Genomic DNA, 19239 nt, shown 5'->3' with positions numbered 1-19239 from the left:
GGGCACCGCCCCACACCGCCCCACATCATCTCCGGCCGGACCGTGGAGGTCACGGATGGACATGCACGCGCACGACCGGCGACGGTTCCTCGCCATCGGTGCGGCGGCGGCCGCGTCCGCCGCCCCGCTGCTCACCGCCTGCGGCGCGGGCTTCGGCGGCGACAACGGCAAGGGCGACGGCTCCGCGGCCGACGATGTCACCGGCTCCTTCGACTGGAAGCGGGCCAAGGGCAGGACGGTCAAGGCGCTGCTCAACAAGCATCCGTACACCGATGCCCTGATCGCCGATCTGAAGGCGTTCACCGAGAAGACCGGCATCAAGGTCGAGTACGACGTCTTTCCCGAGGACAACTACTTCGACAAGCTCACCGTCGATCTCTCCAGCGGACGCGCCTCCTACGACGTGTTCATGCTCGGCGCATACATGGTGTGGCAGTACGGCCCGCCGGGCTGGCTGGAGGATCTCGGCCCCTGGATGCGCAACTCCTCGGCGACCGGAGCCGAATGGGACCAGGCGGACTTCTTCCCCAACCTTCTCGCATCCGACCAGTGGTCACTGAAGGCGGGCGCCCCACTCGGGCAGGGCGGGCAGTACGCACTGCCGTGGGGCTGGGAGACCAATGTCGTCGCGTACAACACCGAGGTGTTCGAGAAGCTCGGCCTGAAGCCCGCCGAGACCTTCGACGAGCTGCGCGAGGTGGCCGGGGCCATCACCCGCCGGGCGCCGGCTGCGGGCTTCGACGGGATGTACGGGGTCGCGGTGCGCGGCTCGCGCAGCTGGGCGACGATCCACCCGGGCTTCATGACGATGTTCGCGCGCAATGGCCTGAAGGACTTCACCGTCGAGGGCGGCAGGGTGAAGCCCGCGATGAACTCCCCTGAGGCGATCGCGTTCACCCGGGACTGGGCGGAGATGGTCAGGAAGGGCGGGCCGCCGTCCTGGACCTCGTACACCTGGTACCAGTGTTCCAGCGACCTCGGCGCGAAGAAGGCGGGGATGCTCTTCGACGCGGACACCGCCGCCTATTTCCAGGCGGTGAAGGGTGCCTCTCCCGCATCCGGGAAGATCGCCTTCCACCCCGGCCCCAAGGGCCCCGACGGCTCGCTCGCCACGAACATGTGGATCTGGTCGCTCGGCATGAACGCCAAGAGCCGCAACAAGTCCGCGGCCTGGCTGTTCCTCCAGTGGGCGACCGGCAAGGAGCATCTGCGCAAGGGTGCGATCGAGTACAACCACATCGACCCGGTACGGAAGTCGGTCAGCCAGGACCCCGCGTACAAGGCCAAGATGCGGGCCATCCCCGGCTTCATCGAGACGTTCGAGACGGTCGTCGACCAGACGAAGATCCAGTTCACCCCGCAGGAGCAGTTCTTCGACGCGACGACCAGTTGGGCCGCGGCGCTCCAGGAGATCTACGGCGGGAAGAACGCCTCGTCCGTACTGAACTCCCTGGCCGGCGATCTGGCGTCGAAGGTCGGCTGACCGATGTCAGGACGCGCGTCGCCCGTGCCGGAGGCCGACCACGGGGCGGTCTCCGGCACGGGGGCCGGGAAGCGGGCGGTACCGGCATGGCGCCGCTCGCTGCGGCCGTATCTGCTGATCGTGCCCGCGCTGCTGCTGACCGGCGGCATCCTCTATCCGTTCGGACTCGGCCTCTACTACACGGTGTTCGACTTCGCGGCGAGCAAACCGCAGCCGGATCTGGTGGGCATCGAGAACTACCGGCGGATCTTCACCCAGTCCTCGTTCTGGGACTCGGCGCGGGTGACGGTGGCGTACGCGGTCGGCGCGGCAGCCGTCGAGACGGTGCTCGGGGTGGCCGTGGCCCTGCTGCTGCACCGGGCGAGCTTCGTGGGACGGGTGCTGGAGAAGATCCTGATCCTGCCGCTGATGATCGCGCCGGTGATCGCCGCGATCATGTGGAAGCTGATGCTCCAGCCGTCGGTCGGCGTCATCAACCACGTCCTGAGGCCGTTCGGCCTCGGCGGTGTGCAGTGGACGGACACTCCGACGGGCGCCCTGCTGTCGTCGATCGCCGTGGACGTGTGGGTCTACACACCGTTCGTCGCGGTCCTCGCGCTGGCCGGTCTGCGCTCGCTGCCCGTCTCACCCTTCGAGGCGGCGGCCGTTGACGGGGCGGGCTGGTGGTTCACCTTCCGGCGCCTCACCCTGCCGATGCTGTGGCCGTACGTCCTGGTGGCCGTGATCTTCCGGTTCATGGACTCGCTGAAGGTCTTCGACATCATCTACGCGCTGACCGAGGGCGGCCCCGGCGACTCGACGATGGTGCTCCAGATCCGGGCCTATCTGGAGGCGATCCGCTTCCAGCGCTACTCGTTCGGGATCAGCTACATGATCGTGCTCTGGGCCGTGGTCTACCTGGTCACGATGGTGCTGGTGCGCTATCTCGGCCGGATCCAGAACCGGGCGGCGGAGGTGCCGGGATGAAGCGCAGGTTGCTCGCCGTCGCCGCCGACCTGGCGCTGATCCTCTACTTCGCCTTCGCGCTGTTCCCCATCGCCTGGATGGTGATCCTGTCGCTGAAGCCGACGAACGAGCTGTTCAGTACGTACTTCTCGTTCACCCCGACCTTCGACTCCTACCGCACGGTCCTCGGCGCCGGGGACGACCAGGGCGTGCCGTTCGTACGGTTCTTCGTGAACAGCCTGGTCGTGTCGGTGGGCGCGGTCGCGCTGTCGCTGGTGATCGGGCTGCCCGCCGCGTACGCCGCCGCGCGGTGGCGGTTTTGCGGCTCGGAGAATCTGATGTTCACCCTGCTCTCGTTCCGCTTCGCACCCGAACTCACCGTCATCATCCCGCTGTTCGTGCTCTACCAGAAGCTCGGACTCTTCGATACGTATGTCGGCATGGTGTGGGTGCTGCAGCTGGTGACCCTCCCGCTGATCGTCTGGATCATGCGGTCGTACTTCTCCGATCTCTCCCCCGAGCTGGAGCAGGCGGCGCTGCTGGACGGCTACACCCGCAAGCAGGCGTTCTTCAAGGTCGCGCTGCCGCTGGTGAAGCCCGGGATCGCGGCCGTCTCGCTGCTGGCGTTCATCTTCGCGTGGAACAACTTCGTCTTCCCGCTGATCCTCACCTCGTCGAACGCGCAGACGGTGACGGTCGGCGCGCTCTCCTTCCTCGGCGGCGACCGGCCCAAGTACAACCTGACGGCCGCGGCGGCCCTGGTCTCGGTGGTCCCGCCGCTGCTGCTGGCGCTCACCATCCAGCGCTACCTGGTGCGCGGCCTGTCGTTCGGGGCGGTGAAGTCGTGACCGGGCCCGCAGCCATCGCGCTGCGTTCCGTGCACAAGAGGTACGGGAAGAACACCGCGCTCGACGGCCTGGACCTGGAGGTGGCCGAGGGCGAGTTCTTCTGTCTGCTCGGTCCGTCCGGCGCCGGAAAGACGACCACGCTCAAGACGATCGCGGGCCTGGAGGAGCCGGACTCCGGTGCGGTCGAGCTGGGCGGGGTGAACATGGCGGGCGTGGAACCGTACGACCGGGGCGTGGCCATGTGCTTCGAGTCGTACGCCCTGTATCCGCACCGCACCGCGTACGACAATCTCGCGTCCCCGCTCCGCTCGCCGCGCCACCGCCTCCCCGCGCACGAGGCGCGCGAGCGGATCGGGGACATTGCCGAACTCCTCGGCATCGGGGCCCTGCTGGACCGTCCGGTGGGCCGGCTCTCCAACGGTCAGCGGCAGCGGGTGGCGCTCGGCCGGGTACTGGTGCGGCCGGCCCGGGCGTTCCTGCTCGACGAGCCGCTGTCGCATCTCGACGCGAAGCTGCGGCAGGCGATGCGCGCGGAACTGAGGGCGATCGGCTCGGTCCGGCGCACGACCACGCTGTACGTCACCCACGATTCGGTGGAGGCGCTGGCGCTCGGGGACCGGATCGGGGTGATCAGGGACGGCCGCATGGTGCAGACCGGTACCCGCGAGGAGCTGTGGCACCGCCCGTACGACACCTTCGTCGCCCGGTCCTTCGGCAGACCCCGGATCAATCTGCTGCCGGGCACGGTGACGGCCGAGGGACACTTCCGGTCGCCGGACGGGGCGTACGAGCTGGCGCTGACGGTGCCCGCGCCGCCGGGCACCGCGGTCCAACTGGGCGTACGGCCGAGGGACATCGGTCTCCCGGGGCCCGGCGAGGGTTCAGGCGTGGAGCCGGCCGGCACCGGCAAGGGCCCGGCCCTGGAGCTGACCGGCACCGTTCACGTCACCGAGCTGCTGGGCCGGGCCACCGAAGTCACGGTCAGGATCGGCGAACAGCAGCTGTCCCTCGTCGTCCCGCGCGCCGACGCGGCGGGCCTGAGACCCGACCGTCCGGTCCGGCTCTCCGTACCGCCTGAGAGTCTGCTGCTGTTCGAGGCCGACCGGCCGGCACGTCCAGGACGAAGGATCAGCACGTGAGCAACGTTCCGCAGCGGGGCCCCGCCCCGCGCCAGGCATCCATAGCCGAGTACGTCCTCGCGCAGGGCGAGGTGAGCGCCGCCGAACTGGCGGAGCGTTTCGACGTCAGTCTGATGACCATCCACCGCGATCTGGACGAGCTGGAACGACAGGGCATCGTCCGCAAGTTCCGCGGCGGTGTGACCGCCCAGCCCTCGGGCGTCTTCGAGTCGAACGTCTCCTACCGGCTGAAGACGATGCGCGCCGAGAAGGCCGCCGTCGCCGAACGGGCCCTGCAGCTCATCGAGCCGGGCATGGCGGTGATGCTCGACGATTCGACGTCCACGCTGGAGATCGCGCGCAGGCTGCGCTCCATCACTCCGCTGACCGTCGTCACCAACTTCCTCGAAGCGATCAATCTGCTGTCGCAGGAGCGTGGCATCCATCTGATGGGCCTCGGCGGCGACTTCGATCCGCTGCACTCCTCCTTCCTCGGCGTCTCGTGCGTGGAGGCGGTGCAGTCGCTCCAGGTCGACATCTGTTTCACCTCCACCTCCGCCGTGTCCGGCGGTTACGCCTACCACCAGGAGCAGCACATCATCTCCGTCAAGCGGGCGATGCTCGACTCGGCGAGCCGCAATGTGCTGCTGCTCGACCACTCCAAGCTGGGCCGGGTGGCCCTGCACCGGCTCGCCCCGCTCTCCCGCTTCGATCTGCTGCTGGTCGACGACGGGGCGTCCGACCGGGCACTGCGCGAACTCGACGAGCACAAAGTGCCCTACGAGGTCTGCGGCACCGGCCGGGAACCCGGAACGGGAGGCGGCGATGACGGGTGACTGAACTGACTCTGCGCGCACTGCGCAAGACCTACACCGGACGTGGCCGGGCCGCCGTCGAAGCTGTCCGCGCCATCGACATCGAACTGCGCTCCGGCGAGCTGCTGGGGCTGCTCGGCCCGTCCGGCTGCGGCAAGTCCACAACCCTGCGGATGATCGCCGGACTGGAGTCGGTCACCGACGGCGACATCCTCATCGGCGGCTCGTCCGTGGTGCCGCTCCCGGCCCAACAGCGCAATATCGGGGTGGCGTTCGAGAACTACGCCCTGTATCCGCCGCTGACCGTCGCGGAGAATCTCGGCTTCGGGCTCTCCGCCCGGCGCCGGTACGGGCGGGCCGAGATCCGCCGCCGGGTCGCCGACATGGCCGAACGCATCGGGATCACGGACCTCCTGGGCGCCCGGCCTGCCGGACTCTCCAGCGGCCAGAAGCAGCGGGTCGCCCTGGCCCGCGCCCTGATCCGCACCCCCGACGTGCTGCTTCTCGACGAACCGCTCTCCCATCTGGACGCGGCCCAACGGGACACCACGCGGCGCGAGTTGAAACGCATTCAGCGCGACAGCGGCCACACCACCATCCTCGTCACGCACGACCAGGAGGAGGCGCTGTCGCTCGCCGACCGGATCGCGGTGATGCGGGACGGCGAGATCCAGCAGCTCGGCACGCCCGAGGAGATCTATGACGCCCCGGTGAATCTGTTCGTCGCCGACTTCGTCGGGGAACCGGCGATCAATCTGCTGCCGGGGACGGCCGACGGGGCGGGCGGGGTGCGCCTCTCGGACGCCGTGCGCATCCCCGTACCGCAGCGGCCCGCGGCGGGGCGCGCGGTGGTGCTCGGCATCCGCCCGGAGGACCTGCGCCTGGACGACACGGGTGTACGGGCCCGGGTCGCCGCCCATGAACCCCTGCTGGAATCCGGCATCGCCACGCTCTCGCTCGACGGCGTGACGAAGCCGCTGGTCGTCGCGACCGGTCCGGAGGTACGGCTCGACCGGGACGACACCGTACGCATCACCGCCGATCCCCGGCACATCCATGTCTTCGACGCCCGGACAGGAGACGCTCTGCGATGACCCGCCCCATGACGGTCCGCCCCGCGACGAGGATTCTGGTCGCCGGTGATCATTTCGTCCGCAACTCCCTGATCGCCGAGGCCCTGCACCACGCTCTCGGCCCGGAGCCCCATCTCACCGAACTCACCCTCCCCTGGCCCCTGGAGCCCTTCGGCAAGGTCGCCGAGGTCGACGAGGCGAGCGACGCCGAGGACGCACTGATCCGCGCCCTGGACGGGGTCGAGGTGTGCGTGACGCAGATGGGCCCGTTCACGGAGCGGGTCCTGGCCGCCGCACCCGATCTGCGGCTGGTCGTGGTCTGCCGGGGCGGCCCGGTCAATGTGAACGCGGCCGCGGCACGGGCCCGGGGTGTGCAGGTCTGCTTCGCCCCCGGACGCAATGCGGCGGCGACCGCCGAGTTCACCGTGGGGCTGATGCTCTCCGCCCTGCGCCGCATCCCCGAGGCCCACCGCTCCCTCGCCGCCGACGGCCGCTGGGACGCCTCCCACTACACGTACGAGAACTGCGGCCTGGAGCTGGAGGACACCCCCGTCGGCCTGATCGGTTACGGCGCGGTCGGCAGCCGGGTGGCCCGGGTCCTCTCCGCGTTCGGCGCCGAGGTCGAGGTGTACGACCCGTATGTGCGCGGCGACGTCCACGGCATGCGCGCCACCTCGCTGGAGGCGCTCCTGGACCGCTCCCGCGTCCTCACTCTGCACGCCAGGCTCACCCCGGAGACCCGGCATCTCATCGGCGCCCGCGAACTGGCCCTGCTGCCGCGCGGCGCGGTCCTCGTGAACGCGGCCCGGGGCGGGCTGCTGGACACGGACGCGCTGTGCGACGCCCTGGACTCGGGGCAGCTGCGCGCCGCGGCGCTCGACACGTACGAGCAGGAGCCGCCCCCGCCCACGTCCCGGCTCTTCCGCACCCCGCATCTGCTGATGACCCCACACGTGGCGGGCGCCAGCCGGTCCGTCGCGCAGAAGGCGGCCCGGATCGCGGCGGCCGAGGTGGCGCGTTATGTGCGGGGCGAAACGCTCGCCCACGCACTGTGAGGGGAGCCGGACCATGACGAGATACATCGGCATCGATGCCGGCACATCCATGGTGAAGGCCGCGGCCTTCGACCCGCAGGGCCGCACGCTGGCCGTGGAATCCCGCCCGGTGGGGCTCACGATCCGCGGCGGTTTCGTGGAGCAGGACATGGACGAGGTGTACGGGGCGGTCTGCGAGGTCCTGGCCGCGCTGGGCTCCGACGGGGTCGCGTTCGTCGGCCTCACCGGTCAGGGCGACGGCGTCTGGCTGGTCGACGCGGCGGGCCGGCCGGTGCGTACGGCGATCTCCTGGATGGACGGCCGAGCCCATGAACTGGTCGACGCCTGGCTGGCGTCCGGTGTCTTCGCAGCCGTCTACCGGCGCACCGGCAGCGCGATGTTCCCGGGCTGCCCGGGCCCGGTGCTGGCCTGGCTCGACCGTCACGACCCGGCCTCGCTCGACGCGGCGACGACCGCCCTGTACTGCAAGGACATGGTGTTCCAGCGTCTGACGGGGGTCCGTGCCACGGATGTCTCCGATGCGTCGATGCCGTTCCTGGATCCGATGACCCGTGCCTACTCCTCCGATGTCGTGGCAGCGCTCGGTCTCGGCCACCGGGCCTCGCTCCTCGCCCCGGTCAGCGATCCGGTCGCCACCGCCGAACTGCCGTCCGGGGTACGGATATCCAACGGCCCGTACGATCTGCCGGCCTCCGCCCTGGGCGCGGGCGTCACCCGTCCCGGCGACGGTCTGCTGATCGTCGGCACCTGTCTGGCCGCGCTGGTGGCCACGGAGCGGCTCGATCTGAGCGGCGAGCCGGCGGGTCTGCACATCTCCACCGACCGCCCGGGCCACTGGCTGCGCGCCATGCCCGCGATGGTGGGCACCGCTGCCCTCGACTGGATCCTGACCACCACCGGCGTACGCCACAAGGAGGTCGACTCGCTCCTCGCCGCCACTGCGCCCGGCGCGAACGGTGTCCGCGTGCTCCCCTATTTCGCCCCGTCCGGCGAACGCGCCCCGTTCGTCGAGCCGCGCCTGCGGGCCGAGCTCACCGGTGTGTCCCTGGAGACCACCCCGGCGGATCTGATCCGCGCGGTCTGCGAGGGCATCGGCTTCGCCGCCCGCCACTGTCTGGAGGCCGCGGGCCTCACCGGCAACCTCGCCCTGTGCGGCGGCGGCACCCGCTCCCCTGCCTGGATGCGGCTGTTCGCCGATGTGCTGGGCCGGCCGGTCCGGATCGTGGAGGGCGAGGTCGGTGCGCGGGGCGCGGTGCTCGCGGCGGCACAGCGCTTCGGTGCGGAGCTGGACACGGCTGCCTGGACGGCCCCGACGACGGTCGTCGAGCCGGACCCGGAGCGGTCGGCGTTCTATGCGAAGGCGTACGAGGACCATCTGACCCGGCTCGCCGCGGCCCGTGCGCACGCCCGTGCATGAGCACTCGTTCCCGGTACCGGGACGCGGAACGTCGCGCCGATCCCCGCCCCCTCAGCTGTGGGGCTGGCTGAAGGAGGCACTTGCGAGCACGGAGCCGTCCGCGTTGAGCAGGCGGACGCCGATGACCGGCGATGTGCCGGCGAGGTAGGGCCCGCCCCAGGAGCCGTAGCCGTCGTCATTGAGGGTGAAGGAGCCGGCCTTGACGATGGAGCCGTCGGCCCGCTGCAACTGGCAGCGGACGGTACCGGAGTGCCCGTCGGCGTCCACCGCCATGTACAACCAGGGCGAGGACCCGGTGTAGAGGTAGACCTGCCCGAACGACTGGCCCGCGTGGGCGAGTTGGGCGGTGAGCAGGTGCGGTTGCACCGGGGAGACGATGGGCGCGACCGGGGCCGGACGGCCGACGGATGCGCCGAGCACCCACCCCCCGCCACCGAGGGCCAGGCCCGCTGCCGCTGCCGCCGCGGCGAGGGCGAACCGCCGCCACTGCACGCGCGGGCGCGGCCGTCGCCCAAAGGAGAGCCCGAGCCGGTCGATCACCCTGTCCTCGAAGCCGACCGGCGGTTCGCTGCCGGGGACAAGATCCAGCAGCGCGTCGGACGTGGCCGTAAGCTCATGGACGTATTCGCGGCAGGCGGGGCAGTGCTCCAGGTGGTCCATCACCCCGGCCCGGTCCTCGGCGGGCAGCACGCCGAGCGCCAGCTCCGCGCCGATCTCCCGGAGCTGCTCACAGCTGAACCCGCTGTTGTCAGTCATGGTCCACCTGCCTGGTCGCGAGCGACGCCCGGACCTTGCCCATGGCCGTCCTTATCCGGGTCTTGGCGGTACCGAGCGGTATCTGCTCGAAGTCGGCGACCTGTTGAGCCGTCATCCCGTAGATGCCCGCCATCACCAGAGCGCGTGCCTGCTCCCGTGGGAGCGAGCCGACCGCGCGGCGCAGTTCCACCGCGGTCTCGGTGGAGAGTGCATGCCGCTCCGGTGTGTCCGTGATGGTCTCCATCATGTTCTCCAGGTCTGCGGGGTCGACCGGAGTTGCCTTGCGCGCGCGTACGGCGTCGATCGCAAGGTTGTGCGCGATGGCCGCCAGCCAGGTGGGCACCGATCCCCGGCGCGGGTCGTAGACCTGAGCGTGTCGGCAGGCACGCTCGAAGGTCTGCTGAGCGATGTCCTCGGCGAGCTGGACGTCACCCACCACGGCGATGGCCACGCCGAAGACGCGACGCTGGAATCGCCGGACGAAGGCCACGGCGATCTCGGGGTCGCCGGTCATGAGCCCGGCCAGCAGCGCTTCGTCGGGCGCCCGCTCCAGGGGCATGCCAATCCTGCGCATACTCCTTACGTAACACGGGCGCGCGGGGATTGCCTGCGCCAGGCGGCCCCGGAGCGGCGGAAGGACTGGCACAAGCCCCGGCATCCGTGCGCGGTGAGGACGACAGGCGGCCCCGGGCAGGGAAATCTCCAGGAAAGGCAATCCCCTGAGCGCTCCGAAGCGTATTCCGTCTGGAAGCCTCTTCAGGAGGGAAGCTCATGGCCATCTTCAGTCATCTCATCCCCGCGAAACACGGTCCCGACATGAGGGACAGGACGTCGGGGCACTCCGACGACCGCGGAAGGGACCGTCGTCGCCACCGTAGGCACTCCAACCACGGTCACGGCAACCACGGTCACGGCGGTCACCACGATCACCGCTGGTGATCACAGAGGACGGCTGAGCGGGCCAGGGCTCTTGGCCCGCTCGCCCGGTGATCCTTGAGGAACGCGTCTGATGAGGCGTGTCTCGCTTCAGGTGCTGCGGCGGCTGCTGTCGGTGGCGGACGATCCCGACGCGGTCGTCGCCGCCGCGCCACCGGTCGCCCCGCGTGAGGTGTTCCGGCACTTCTGGCCCTATACCCGCGGTGGCCGGCGCTGGCTCATTCCGATACTCGTCTTCAGCCTGGTCGGTCCCGCCGTCGAGGGCGCCGAGATCTGGCTCTTCAAGATCGTGGTGGACGACGTCCTCGTTCCACGCGATCTGCGTCCCTTCCTCTGGATCGCCCTGGCATACACCGGGCTCATCATCTGCTCCGGCGTGCTGGACTTCGCCGACGACGTGCTGTCCACCTGGGTCGGCGAGCGCTTCCTGCTGACCCTTCGGTCGGACGTGTTCCGGCACGTCCAGGGCCTCTCACTCGGGTTCTTCGAACGACGGCGGCTGGGGGACGTGCTGTCGCGCATCACCGGCGATGTCGACGCAGTCGAGACGTTCCTTCTCTCGGGGGTGGCGGACGGCCTGTACCACGTGATCCGGCTGGGCCTCTTCCTCAGCCTGCTGTTCTACCTGCGCTGGGACCTGACCGTCCTCGCGCTCGTCATCGTGCCGCTCTTCTGGTGCGCGGCCCGGCGCTTCTCCCGGCTGATCAGGGCCGCGTCGCGGGAGCGGCGCCGGCGCAGCGGTTCGATCAGCGCGATCGTCGAGGAGTCGCTCGGCAACATCGCGCTCGTGCAGGCGTACAACCGACAGGAGACGGAGGCACGCCGGTTCGAGCGCGAGAGCATGGGCAAGTTCCGCGCGGCGATGACCTCGGCGCGCATCGGCGCCGTGTACAGCCCGATCGTCGAGGTCATCGAGCTCACCGGCGCGCTGGCCGTCATGGGCCTGGGCACATGGAAGTTGGCGCAGGGCCAGCTCACGCTGGGCGGGCTGCTGGTCTTCCTCGCGCTGCTGAGCAATCTCTACGGTCCGATCCGCGACCTGTCCCATCTCACCAACACGTTCTACGCGGCATCCGCCTCCGCCGAACGGATCATCGAGTTGCTCGACCAGCGCCCCCAGGTCGTCGAAACCGCCGAAGCCCGGCGGATCGGGCGCGCCCGGGGCGACATCGAGTTCCGCGGTGTCTCGTTCCGCTATCCGGGTACGTCCCGGTGGGCGCTCTCGAACGTGTCGTTCCATGTGCCCCCGGGCACGACGCTGGCGCTGGTCGGCGCGAGCGGCGCAGGAAAATCCACGGTCGGGAAGCTGCAACTTCGCTTCTACGACCCGGATCAGGGGGCAATCCTCCTCGACGGCACCGACCTCAGGGACCTGCAAGTGTCCGAGCTGCGCGAGAACGTCGCGGTGGTACTGCAGGAGACGCTCGTCTTCCACGGCACCGTGCGGGAGAACATTGCCTACGGCCGCCCGGACGCGGCCGAGCCGGACATCGTCGCGGCAGCCCGCGCCGCCGACGCCCATGACTTCATCCGGCTGCTCCCCGAGGGCTACGACACCGTGGTGGGACAGCGTGGCCGAACGCTGTCCGGCGGGCAGGCCCAGCGTCTCGCGATCGCCCGCGCGATGATCAGGGACGCCCCCGTCCTGATTCTGGACGAACCGACCACCGGCCTCGATGCCCGGTCGGGCCGCAGGATCATGGAACCGCTGCGTCGGCTCATGGCCGGGCGGACCACCGTCGTCATCTCCCACAATCTGCTCACCGTCCGCGACGCCACCTCCACCGTGGTGCTGGATCACGGCCGGGTCGTGGAGAGCGGCACGCACGAGGACCTGCTCCTGCGCGGCGGCCCCTATGCCCGGCTTCACCGGCTGAACGGAGTGACCGGCCCTGCCCTCGCCGGCTCCCCGTCCCCGCGGAAGGTCCTCTCATGAGCCGCGCCACTGCACGCCCGTCTGCGCCCCTCGCACCCGGGACGAAACCCGCGCCGGGGTACGAGGTCCTGGCGCACCTGGCCCGGACCGGCTGGCTCGACCTCTACGACGCGTGGAGCGAGGAGCGGGACTGCCGATGTGTCCTGAAGGTCCTGCACCCCGACTGCCGCCACGAGCAGCGGCTGCGCGACCGGCTGCGGCAAGAGGGGCACTGGCTACGGATGTTCACCCATCCGCACCTGGTCCGCGCGTACGAGATCTTCGAATCGCCCGAGCCGCTCGTCGTGCTGGAAACGCTGACGGGCGAAACGCTGTCGCACCTCATCGAGCGGTTGCCCCGGCGGCCGGCCGCCGCCGACGTGGCTCTTCTCGGCGTGCACCTGTGTTCCGCGATCCACTATCTCCATGGTCACGGCCTGCTGCACCTGGACCTCAAGCCGTCCAACGTCGTGGTCGACTGCGGGCACGCCAAGGTGCTCGACCTCAGCGTCGCACGGGCGCCCGGGATCGCCCCGCCGGGCATCGGCACCTTCGGTTACCTGGCTCCCGAACAGGCGCGCGGCGGGCCGCTGTCGGCCGCGGCCGACGTGTGGGGCATCGGCGTCACGTTGTACGAAGTCGCCACCGGCGACGCGCCGTTCGACTGTGGCGAGACCAAGGACGGGACCGGCGACAGCGGCGACACGGGCGGCCAGGACGACCGGTATCCGCAGCTCGGTGAACCCGCTCCGCAGATCAGGTCGCGTCGGCGCGTCCCCCGTGATCTCGCCACGGCCATCGACAGTTGCCTCCGGCCCGAATCGGCGGCCAGGCCCACGATCCCCGAACTCGCCGCCGCTCTCGATGCGACTCTGCCCTGGCAGCGGCGCCGCATCGCTCCGTCATCGGCCGGCAGGAGAGACGAGTCCTAGTCCGAAGGGCTGATCACCTTCGCTCCCTCCTGCTGCTAGCCTGCTCTTGCATATAGGTTGCAATAACAACAGGACAGCAGCTGGAGGGTTCGACCACATGGCCACGTACACGCTTCCGGAACTCCCGTACGACTACGCGGCGCTCGAACCGGTCATCAATCCGCAGATCATCGAGCTCCACCACGACAAGCACCACGCCGCCTATGTGAAGGGTGCGAACGACACCCTGGAGCAGCTGGAGGAGGCCCGCGACAAGGAGACCTGGGGAGCGATCAACGGGCTCCAGAAGAACCTCGCGTTCCACCTCTCCGGCCACATCCTGCACTCGATCTACTGGCACAACATGACCGGCGACGGCGGCGGCGAGCCCCTCGCGGCGGACGGTGTCGGCGACCTCGCGGACGCGATCACCGAGTCGTTCGGCTCGTTCACCGGTTTCAAGTCCCAGCTGACGAAGGCCGCGGCCACCACGCAGGGTTCCGGCTGGGGCGTTCTCGCGTACGAGCCGGTCAGCGGAAAGCTGATCGTCGAGCAGGTCTACGACCACCAGGGCAATGTCGGCCAGGGCTCCGTTCCGATCCTGGTCTTCGACGCCTGGGAGCACGCCTTCTATCTCCAGTACAAGAACCAGAAGGTCGACTTCATCGAGGCGATGTGGGCCGTCGTCAACTGGCAGGACGTGGCGAAGCGTTACGCGGCCGCCAGGGAGCGCGCCGACGTGCTGCTGCTCGCCCCCTGACCCAGGGGCGCTCGAACGTCCTGCCTCGTGATCGTCTTCTCAACCTTCACCGGGCAGGCGGATGAAGGAGGGGCCCTCGCCTGGACGTGACAGGTGGGGGTCCTTCTGTCATGTTGCGCGGCAGGGATGGGGCGGGTCAGCCGGGCAGCGGGCCGCCGACGGCCGGCATGCGAACGACCTTGCCGGGGTCCGGAGCATTCACCCGCACCGACTTCCCGTGGTCCGCCAGATTCATCGTCGCCTTGACGCCCGCCGCTCCCATGGGCCAGTCGAGCCGGGTACGCACGATCCGCCCGCTCCGGTCGACCCAGGCATCCGCGTACACGGTGAGCCCGCCGATCTGCTCTCGCATGGTGTCGACCTTGGCCCGCATGTCCTTCACCATCCGCAGCGTGACCGTCTCATGGGTGAGCACGCCGCGGTAGTGGACCGCGGGCGCGCCGTTCACCGTCCCCTCGCCGACCTTCGAGGCCCGGCGCATCTGCGCCACCTGGCGCAAGACGTGTTCGGGGTCGTTCATCGGTGCCCGCAGCGCGTAGTGAGCCTCGGCCTTGTCCCGGCGGATCGACCCCCAGGAGCCTTCCATCTCGGCGAATCCGCCGAAGTAGACGGTGTCACCGTCGAAGATCTCCTCCAAGCGGGGCGACGTCTTCCGAGGAGTCGCCGCATTGCCGAGCGCGACCCCGAGGCGCCCCCTGGCGCCCGCCCAGTCGAAGTCGCCCTTGATCGAGATGATGTAGGCAGCGGTGCCGTCCCCTATCTCGATCCGCTCATCGATCCGGGCACTGCTCTTCTTCGTCGCGGCCACCGCGGCCCGTACCGCCGCCCCGTGGTCCGCCTCCGAGCCGGACCCGGAGGTTTTCGCGGACTTCTCCGCCTCTTGCGCCGAACCCGATCCCGATCCCGATCCCGATCCCCCGGAGCATCCGGCGCACAACAGCGCCGCGGCGACAGCAAGAGGGACAAGGGGACGCCGCATGGTCTCTCCACAAGGTGATAGCCGGGTCACCGACATGCCACCGACGTCGGACGGGTGATCGTATCAACGGGGCCCCGAGGTCTACCCGGTGACGAGCGCCATCATCAGCCCGTCGTACCCCTTGCTGCCGACGGTCTGCAGAGCGGTCGCGCTCAACGTCCGTTCGGCCGAGACGAGTTCGGTGAACCGGCGCACACCCTGCACCTTCGGGTCGTCGCTGGTGCCGTCGACCACCTCGCCGTCGCGTACGACGTTGTCGGCGATGATCAGGCTGCCGGGCCGGGTCAGCCTCAGCGACCAGGCCAGGTAGTCGGGGTTGCTCGGCTTGTCCGCGTCGATGAACACGACGTCGAACGGCCCGTACCCCTGTTCCGCCAGCTCCGGCAGCGTGTCGAGGGCCCGGCCGACCCGGATCTCGACGACATCCGACAGACCGGCACGCTCGATGTTCCCGCGCGCGACCTCGGCACACTCCGGATCGGATTCGAGCGTCACGAGCCTGCCGCCCTCGGGCAACGCGCGGGCCAGCCAGATGGTGCTGTAGCCGCCCAGGGTGCCGATCTCCAGCACGGTGCGCGCCCCCTGGAGCCGGGCCAGCAGGTTCAGCAGCTTGCCCTGGTTGGCGGCGACCTGGATCGCCGGGAGCCCGGCCTTGTCGCCGGCCTCGACGGCCGCGTCCAGGGCTTCGTCCGGGCCCACCAGCAGGCCGTTGAAGTAGTCGTCGACCTCGGTCCACTGCGCCAACGTCACAGCAGGTTCCTCTCTCGTCATCACGTTAGTTCCCAAAAGGAACTTACATCATCGGGGTGAATGCGATGATGGGCGCCATGAGTTCCGTTCCCGCCGACCCCACCGTTCTGCACCCGATGCCCGGCCAGCCCCGGGTCGTCCAGCTGAAGCCCCTGGTGAAGTCCGAACTGATCGAGGTCGGCGACTACTCGTACTACGACGACCCCGACGACGCGACCGCGTTCGAGACCCGCAATGTGCTGTATCACTACGGCCCGGAGAAGCTCGTCATCGGGAAGTTCTGCGCACTGGGGACCGGAGTTCGGTTCATCATGAACGGCGCCAACCACCGGATGGACGGGCCGTCCACGTTCCCGTTCCCCACCATGGGCGGCTCCTGGGCCGAGCACTTCGACCTGCTGACCGGGCTGCCGGGCCGGGGTGACACGGTCGTCGGCAACGACGTCTGGTTCGGCTACAACTCCATGGTGATGCCGGGGATACGGATCGGGCACGGCGCGATCATCGGCGCCGGCGCGGTCGTCGTCGGTGACGTACCCGACTACGGCATCGTCGGCGGTAATCCGGCCAAGCTGATCCGCACCCGGTACGACGAAGAGACCATTGCCCGGCTCCTCGCCGTCGCCTGGTGGGACTGGCCCACCGAGCACCTCACCCGGCACATCCGCACCATCATGTCCGGCAGCGTCGACGACCTCGAAGCGGCCGCCCCGGAGGGGACATCGTGACGATCACGGTTCGAGAACTGGCGTACTACCCGGTCAAGGGCTGCGCCGGTACCACGGTCGATTCCGCGCAGATCCTCGGGACCGGCCTCGAACACGACCGGACGTTCATGGTCGTGGACGCGGCGGACGGCGCATTCCGCAGCCAGCGTACGCACCCTTCGATGGCTGCGATCAGGGTCGAAGTCCTGTACGAAGGGGCGGCGTTGGCCCTGTCCGCCGACGGCGTGGAGCCGCTGCGCCTGGACGTCGACCGGGACGGCCCACGCCGCGAGGTCAGCATGTTCGACCGCCCGCTCGGCGCGGCCGCCGACCAGGGGGACGCGGCGGCTGAATGGTTCTCCGACGCGCTCGGCGTGAAGTCCCGCCTGGTACGGGTGGCGCCCGGCTTCGACCGGGACGGCTGGGGCGAGACCCCCGGCAAGGTCAACTTCGCGGACGCACACGCGGTGCTGGTCGCCTCGACCGCCTCCCTGGACGGCCTCAACGCCCGAATCGCCACCCGGGGCGACGCCGCGCCCGTCCCGATGAACCGCTTCCGCCCCAACATCGTCCTGACCGGCAACGACGAACCGCACTTCGAGGACCGGGTACGCCGGATGACCCTCGGCACCACGGAACTCGCCTACTCGGTACGGGCCATGCGCTGCAACGTCCCGCTCGTCGACCAGGAGACCGGCCGCCGCGCGGGCCCGGAACCGGTCCGGACCCTTGCGACGTACCGGCGCGAGCCGGAGTACAAGAACAAGGTGAGCTTCGGCGCGAAGAACGCGGTGGTCCGCGAGGGCGTGGTGACCGTCGGGGACGTGGTCGAGGTCGCGGACTGGCTCAGCCGGTGAAGGCCCCGGCCTTCACGTGGCACACGAAGTGCGGCTGATCGGGTCCGACCGCTTGCGGTGCGAGACGACGCAGGTTCGACGGCAAGGGCGGTGAGCAGGGTGGCAGCGAGGCCCGACGCGAGAGGGTACGCATGATTTCTCCCCGTAGAAGTGACTACTCCTTCGATCACGCGTCCGAAACTGTGGACGGTACTCGTACGCGCGTTCAGGGGATTTCTACGCTCTCGCCACTCTGGTCACCATCGCACCTTCTGGCACCCTGCCCTCCAGGGCAATGCTGGCCAGTACCCGTCGTGCGGAGCCCTCAGCCCCGCTTCGCACACGCCTTCTGTTTCGCCAGCCCCGACACCACCGCGGACAGCTCGCGGACGACGGCGTCCTTGTCCTTCACCCGCTCCGACACCGCGATCTCGGCGGCGGGAGCGCGCCCGTAGGAGAGCATCGTCTCCGTCCCGTCCTGGCTCTTCTTCTCGTTCACGACCCAGTCGATGCCGTCCACCGACGTGCAGGGAGCCGACTCCGGGACGTCCGAGATGTTCCCGCACCGCAGGATCACGTCGCCGTCACCCCACACGGCCGTGCCCTTCGGGTCGGAGTCCTCGCGCCCGTGGCCCCCCACTTTCTGCGGCGCCTTGTCCACCAAGCGGGAGCAGGCCGCGCTGTCGCCGCCCGGAGCTCCCGAGACGTTGTAGGAGCGCGATGAGGTCCCGCACGCCGCGAGAGCGGCGGCGCAGACGGCGATCACGCCGGCCTGTGCCAGACGCCGGACAGGGGTCATCTTCATGAGTCATCCCTCGTTCGAGTTGCGCAATGGTCGTTTCACGGAACGCGAGAAGCGTTCTCCGGTCGGAGCGGCGGCGCGGGACGCCGTGCATGGCGTCCGGCGCTCGCCGGGGCCGCGATCAGTCGGTGCGGACGCTGAGCAGGTCGCCGGGCTGGCAGTCCAGCTCACGGCAGATCGCGGTCAGGGTGGAGAAGCGGATCGCCTTGGCCCGGTCGTTCTTCAGGACAGAGAGGTTGACCACCGTCACCCCGACCCTGGCCGCCAGCTCGGACAGCGTCATGCCGCGCTCGGCCAGCACCAGGTCCAGGTGCACCCGGACCTGGTGCTCCTCCGGTGGCATCAGACGAGCCCTTCGGTGTCGGCGCGTAGCTTCGTGCCGCGCCGGAAGACCTCGGCCAGGGCCAGGACGAGGAAGCCGAGCAGGAGGTACTCGCCGGTGAAGGTGACCGTGAACGGGATCTCGTCGGCCAAGGGCGTGCCCCGCACCAGCAGCTGGGTGGTGAGCGCCGGCAGCAGCGGCGAGAGGACGGCCTGCACCAGCGCCGCGAGTCCGATGACGCTGAGGCGGCGGGCGTTCTCCGGTACGAAGACGTCGCCGTCGCGCAGCGTTCTGGCGATCCTCAGTAGGAGGAACAGGGCGAGGAGCAGGAGCAGGCTGCCGACGAGACCGGGCAGCGCGAGCAACAGGCGCTCGCCGAAGCCCGGATGGGCGAGGACGAGGTCGGCCCGGTGGGTGCCGGTGATGGTCATGCCGTGGCCCGCCGTCGATGCGGTCACGTCGGCCGGTACGCGGGTCGCGGTCCCGATCTCGACCCCACGGGTGTCCACCGGATCGATCGCGCCGACCACGCCGAGGGCCGGAACCAGGATCCCGAAGACGCCGACCAGCACGCCGGCCAGGCCGAGAACTACCTCCAGCAGCCGGTTGTCCCGCCCGCTCCATCCGAACTTCACCGTCATGGCTCCCCCTGCCGCACACACCATGCATATCGCTTATCGATAGTATCGTTAAGCGATATGCACGGTGTCAAGCACTCTTCGATTGCTAGGGGTTGGCCTGCGAGGACGTCAAGCGCGGCTGACGGACCAGATGATCGCCTTCCGGCACCGGCTCAGGCCCTTGGTCTCGA

General features: G+C 69.6%; 20 protein-coding genes. 13 read left to right on the top strand and 7 right to left on the bottom strand.

The features are described 5' to 3' along the window. The first annotated feature begins 55 nt into the window (after window positions 1-55). The 8 genes from ACFVYE_RS34835 to ACFVYE_RS34800 are packed head-to-tail and all read left to right on the top strand — an operon-like array spanning window position 56 to window position 8754. Window positions 56-1483, top strand: a complete 1428-nt coding sequence (locus ACFVYE_RS34835) for an ABC transporter substrate-binding protein (protein ID WP_383966524.1) — start codon at window positions 56-58, stop codon at window positions 1481-1483. A gap of 3 nt (window positions 1484-1486) precedes the next feature. Then, on the top strand, window positions 1487-2449 hold the full coding sequence (locus ACFVYE_RS34830; protein WP_383966527.1) for a carbohydrate ABC transporter permease: 963 nt from the start codon (window positions 1487-1489) through the stop codon (window positions 2447-2449). Next, window positions 2446-3276, top strand: a complete 831-nt coding sequence (locus ACFVYE_RS34825) for a carbohydrate ABC transporter permease (RefSeq protein ID WP_383966530.1) — start codon at window positions 2446-2448, stop codon at window positions 3274-3276. The genes ACFVYE_RS34830 and ACFVYE_RS34825 overlap by 4 nt, the downstream gene beginning before the upstream one ends. Beyond that, window positions 3273-4415 carry an ABC transporter ATP-binding protein gene (locus ACFVYE_RS34820; protein WP_383966533.1) on the top strand — a complete coding sequence of 381 codons (1143 nt, stop codon included), beginning with the start codon at window positions 3273-3275 and terminating at the stop codon, window positions 4413-4415. The genes ACFVYE_RS34825 and ACFVYE_RS34820 overlap by 4 nt, the downstream gene beginning before the upstream one ends. After that, window positions 4412-5230 (top strand): DeoR/GlpR family DNA-binding transcription regulator, encoded by an 819-nt coding sequence (locus tag ACFVYE_RS34815; RefSeq protein WP_266361506.1) that lies wholly within the window; start codon window positions 4412-4414, stop codon window positions 5228-5230. The genes ACFVYE_RS34820 and ACFVYE_RS34815 overlap by 4 nt, the downstream gene beginning before the upstream one ends. Continuing rightward, complete coding sequence (locus ACFVYE_RS34810; RefSeq protein ID WP_383966536.1) at window positions 5227-6303, top strand: ABC transporter ATP-binding protein; 1077 nt, start codon at window positions 5227-5229, stop codon at window positions 6301-6303. Before ACFVYE_RS34815 ends, ACFVYE_RS34810 begins: the two co-directional genes overlap by 4 nt. Next, entirely contained in the window at window positions 6300-7337 is a 1038-nt protein-coding gene (locus ACFVYE_RS34805; RefSeq protein ID WP_383966539.1) for an NAD(P)-dependent oxidoreductase, read from the top strand. Before ACFVYE_RS34810 ends, ACFVYE_RS34805 begins: the two co-directional genes overlap by 4 nt. 13 nt (window positions 7338-7350) lie before the next feature. Next, window positions 7351-8754, top strand: a complete 1404-nt coding sequence (locus tag ACFVYE_RS34800; RefSeq protein ID WP_383966542.1) for an FGGY family carbohydrate kinase — start codon at window positions 7351-7353, stop codon at window positions 8752-8754. Window positions 8755-8805: 51 nt separating this feature from the next. Here the strand turns inward: ACFVYE_RS34800 and ACFVYE_RS34795 are convergent, their stop codons facing one another. Together ACFVYE_RS34795 and ACFVYE_RS34790 are read right to left on the bottom strand one after the other, a co-directional pair. Then, a complete protein-coding gene (locus ACFVYE_RS34795; RefSeq protein WP_383966544.1) occupies window positions 8806-9510 on the bottom strand; it encodes an anti-sigma factor family protein in 705 nt (234 codons plus the stop codon). Beyond that, complete coding sequence (locus tag ACFVYE_RS34790; protein ID WP_383966547.1) at window positions 9503-10084, bottom strand: RNA polymerase sigma factor; 582 nt, start codon at window positions 10082-10084, stop codon at window positions 9503-9505. Before ACFVYE_RS34790 ends, ACFVYE_RS34795 begins: the two co-directional genes overlap by 8 nt. Before the next feature lie 435 nt (window positions 10085-10519). On the opposite strand from ACFVYE_RS34790, the gene ACFVYE_RS34785 reads away from it, so the two are divergent. The 3 genes from ACFVYE_RS34785 (at window position 10520) to ACFVYE_RS34775 (ending at window position 14032) form a co-directional block, all read left to right on the top strand. After that, window positions 10520-12382 carry an ABC transporter ATP-binding protein gene (locus ACFVYE_RS34785; RefSeq protein WP_383966549.1) on the top strand — a complete coding sequence of 621 codons (1863 nt, stop codon included), beginning with the start codon at window positions 10520-10522 and terminating at the stop codon, window positions 12380-12382. Then, window positions 12379-13293, top strand: coding sequence for a serine/threonine-protein kinase (locus ACFVYE_RS34780; RefSeq protein WP_389608134.1), 915 nt, complete (start codon window positions 12379-12381; stop codon window positions 13291-13293). The genes ACFVYE_RS34785 and ACFVYE_RS34780 overlap by 4 nt, the downstream gene beginning before the upstream one ends. Before the next feature lie 97 nt (window positions 13294-13390). Then, a complete protein-coding gene (locus tag ACFVYE_RS34775; RefSeq protein WP_389608133.1) occupies window positions 13391-14032 on the top strand; it encodes a superoxide dismutase in 642 nt (213 codons plus the stop codon). 136 nt (window positions 14033-14168) lie between these two features. On the opposite strand, the gene ACFVYE_RS34770 is transcribed toward ACFVYE_RS34775, so the two are convergent. Together ACFVYE_RS34770 and ACFVYE_RS34765 are read right to left on the bottom strand one after the other, a co-directional pair. After that, window positions 14169-15011, bottom strand: a complete 843-nt coding sequence (locus ACFVYE_RS34770) for a hypothetical protein (protein ID WP_389608132.1) — start codon at window positions 15009-15011, stop codon at window positions 14169-14171. An 81-nt stretch (window positions 15012-15092) separates the two neighbouring features. Beyond that, window positions 15093-15761, bottom strand: coding sequence for an O-methyltransferase (locus ACFVYE_RS34765; protein ID WP_389608131.1), 669 nt, complete (start codon window positions 15759-15761; stop codon window positions 15093-15095). 77 nt (window positions 15762-15838) lie between these two features. Between ACFVYE_RS34765 and ACFVYE_RS34760 the strand changes: the two genes are divergently transcribed. Both ACFVYE_RS34760 and ACFVYE_RS34755 read left to right on the top strand, forming a co-directional pair. Next, complete coding sequence (locus ACFVYE_RS34760; protein WP_383966563.1) at window positions 15839-16489, top strand: CatB-related O-acetyltransferase; 651 nt, start codon at window positions 15839-15841, stop codon at window positions 16487-16489. After that, on the top strand, window positions 16486-17325 hold the full coding sequence (locus ACFVYE_RS34755) for an MOSC domain-containing protein (RefSeq protein ID WP_383966566.1): 840 nt from the start codon (window positions 16486-16488) through the stop codon (window positions 17323-17325). Before ACFVYE_RS34760 ends, ACFVYE_RS34755 begins: the two co-directional genes overlap by 4 nt. Window positions 17326-17629: 304 nt before the next feature. On the opposite strand, the gene ACFVYE_RS34750 is transcribed toward ACFVYE_RS34755, so the two are convergent. The 3 genes from ACFVYE_RS34750 to ACFVYE_RS34740 all read right to left on the bottom strand — a co-directional run bounded on the left by ACFVYE_RS34750 (window position 17630) and on the right by ACFVYE_RS34740 (window position 19069). Next, complete coding sequence (locus tag ACFVYE_RS34750; protein WP_383966569.1) at window positions 17630-18109, bottom strand: DUF3515 family protein; 480 nt, start codon at window positions 18107-18109, stop codon at window positions 17630-17632. A gap of 118 nt (window positions 18110-18227) precedes the next feature. Further along, window positions 18228-18449: a helix-turn-helix domain-containing protein gene (locus ACFVYE_RS34745; protein WP_383966572.1), complete on the bottom strand. Its 222-nt coding sequence runs from the start codon at window positions 18447-18449 to the stop codon at window positions 18228-18230. Next, a complete protein-coding gene (locus ACFVYE_RS34740) occupies window positions 18449-19069 on the bottom strand; it encodes a DUF2975 domain-containing protein (protein ID WP_383966575.1) in 621 nt (206 codons plus the stop codon). Before ACFVYE_RS34740 ends, ACFVYE_RS34745 begins: the two co-directional genes overlap by 1 nt. Between the last annotated feature and the right edge of the window lie 170 nt (window positions 19070-19239).

This window comes from Streptomyces sp. NPDC058239 (assembly GCF_042882185.1).
Classification (GTDB): Bacteria; Actinomycetota; Actinomycetes; order Streptomycetales; family Streptomycetaceae; genus Streptomyces.
This window is presented reverse-complemented; position numbering and strand designations above follow the sequence as displayed.

Bases quoted from the DNA above. Each gene is read 5' to 3' on its own strand.
- ACFVYE_RS34830 (WP_383966527.1), top strand. From the start codon at position 1,487: ATGTCAGGACGCGCGTCGCCCGTGCCGGAGGCCGACCACGGGGCGGTC.
- ACFVYE_RS34775 (WP_389608133.1), top strand. From the start codon at position 13,391: ATGGCCACGTACACGCTTCCGGAACTCCCGTACGACTACGCGGCGCTC.
- ACFVYE_RS34770 (WP_389608132.1), bottom strand. From the start codon at position 15,011: ATGCGGCGTCCCCTTGTCCCTCTTGCTGTCGCCGCGGCGCTGTTGTGC.
- ACFVYE_RS34800 (WP_383966542.1), top strand. From the start codon at position 7,351: ATGACGAGATACATCGGCATCGATGCCGGCACATCCATGGTGAAGGCC.
- ACFVYE_RS34750 (WP_383966569.1), bottom strand. From the start codon at position 18,109: ATGAAGATGACCCCTGTCCGGCGTCTGGCACAGGCCGGCGTGATCGCC.
- ACFVYE_RS34825 (WP_383966530.1), top strand. From the start codon at position 2,446: ATGAAGCGCAGGTTGCTCGCCGTCGCCGCCGACCTGGCGCTGATCCTC.
- ACFVYE_RS34795 (WP_383966544.1), bottom strand. From the start codon at position 9,510: ATGACTGACAACAGCGGGTTCAGCTGTGAGCAGCTCCGGGAGATCGGC.
- ACFVYE_RS34835 (WP_383966524.1), top strand. From the start codon at position 56: ATGGACATGCACGCGCACGACCGGCGACGGTTCCTCGCCATCGGTGCG.
- ACFVYE_RS34790 (WP_383966547.1), bottom strand. From the start codon at position 10,084: ATGCGCAGGATTGGCATGCCCCTGGAGCGGGCGCCCGACGAAGCGCTG.
- ACFVYE_RS34760 (WP_383966563.1), top strand. From the start codon at position 15,839: ATGAGTTCCGTTCCCGCCGACCCCACCGTTCTGCACCCGATGCCCGGC.
- ACFVYE_RS34745 (WP_383966572.1), bottom strand. From the start codon at position 18,449: ATGCCACCGGAGGAGCACCAGGTCCGGGTGCACCTGGACCTGGTGCTG.
- ACFVYE_RS34780 (WP_389608134.1), top strand. From the start codon at position 12,379: ATGAGCCGCGCCACTGCACGCCCGTCTGCGCCCCTCGCACCCGGGACG.
- ACFVYE_RS34740 (WP_383966575.1), bottom strand. From the start codon at position 19,069: ATGACGGTGAAGTTCGGATGGAGCGGGCGGGACAACCGGCTGCTGGAG.
- ACFVYE_RS34785 (WP_383966549.1), top strand. From the start codon at position 10,520: ATGAGGCGTGTCTCGCTTCAGGTGCTGCGGCGGCTGCTGTCGGTGGCG.
- ACFVYE_RS34805 (WP_383966539.1), top strand. From the start codon at position 6,300: ATGACCCGCCCCATGACGGTCCGCCCCGCGACGAGGATTCTGGTCGCC.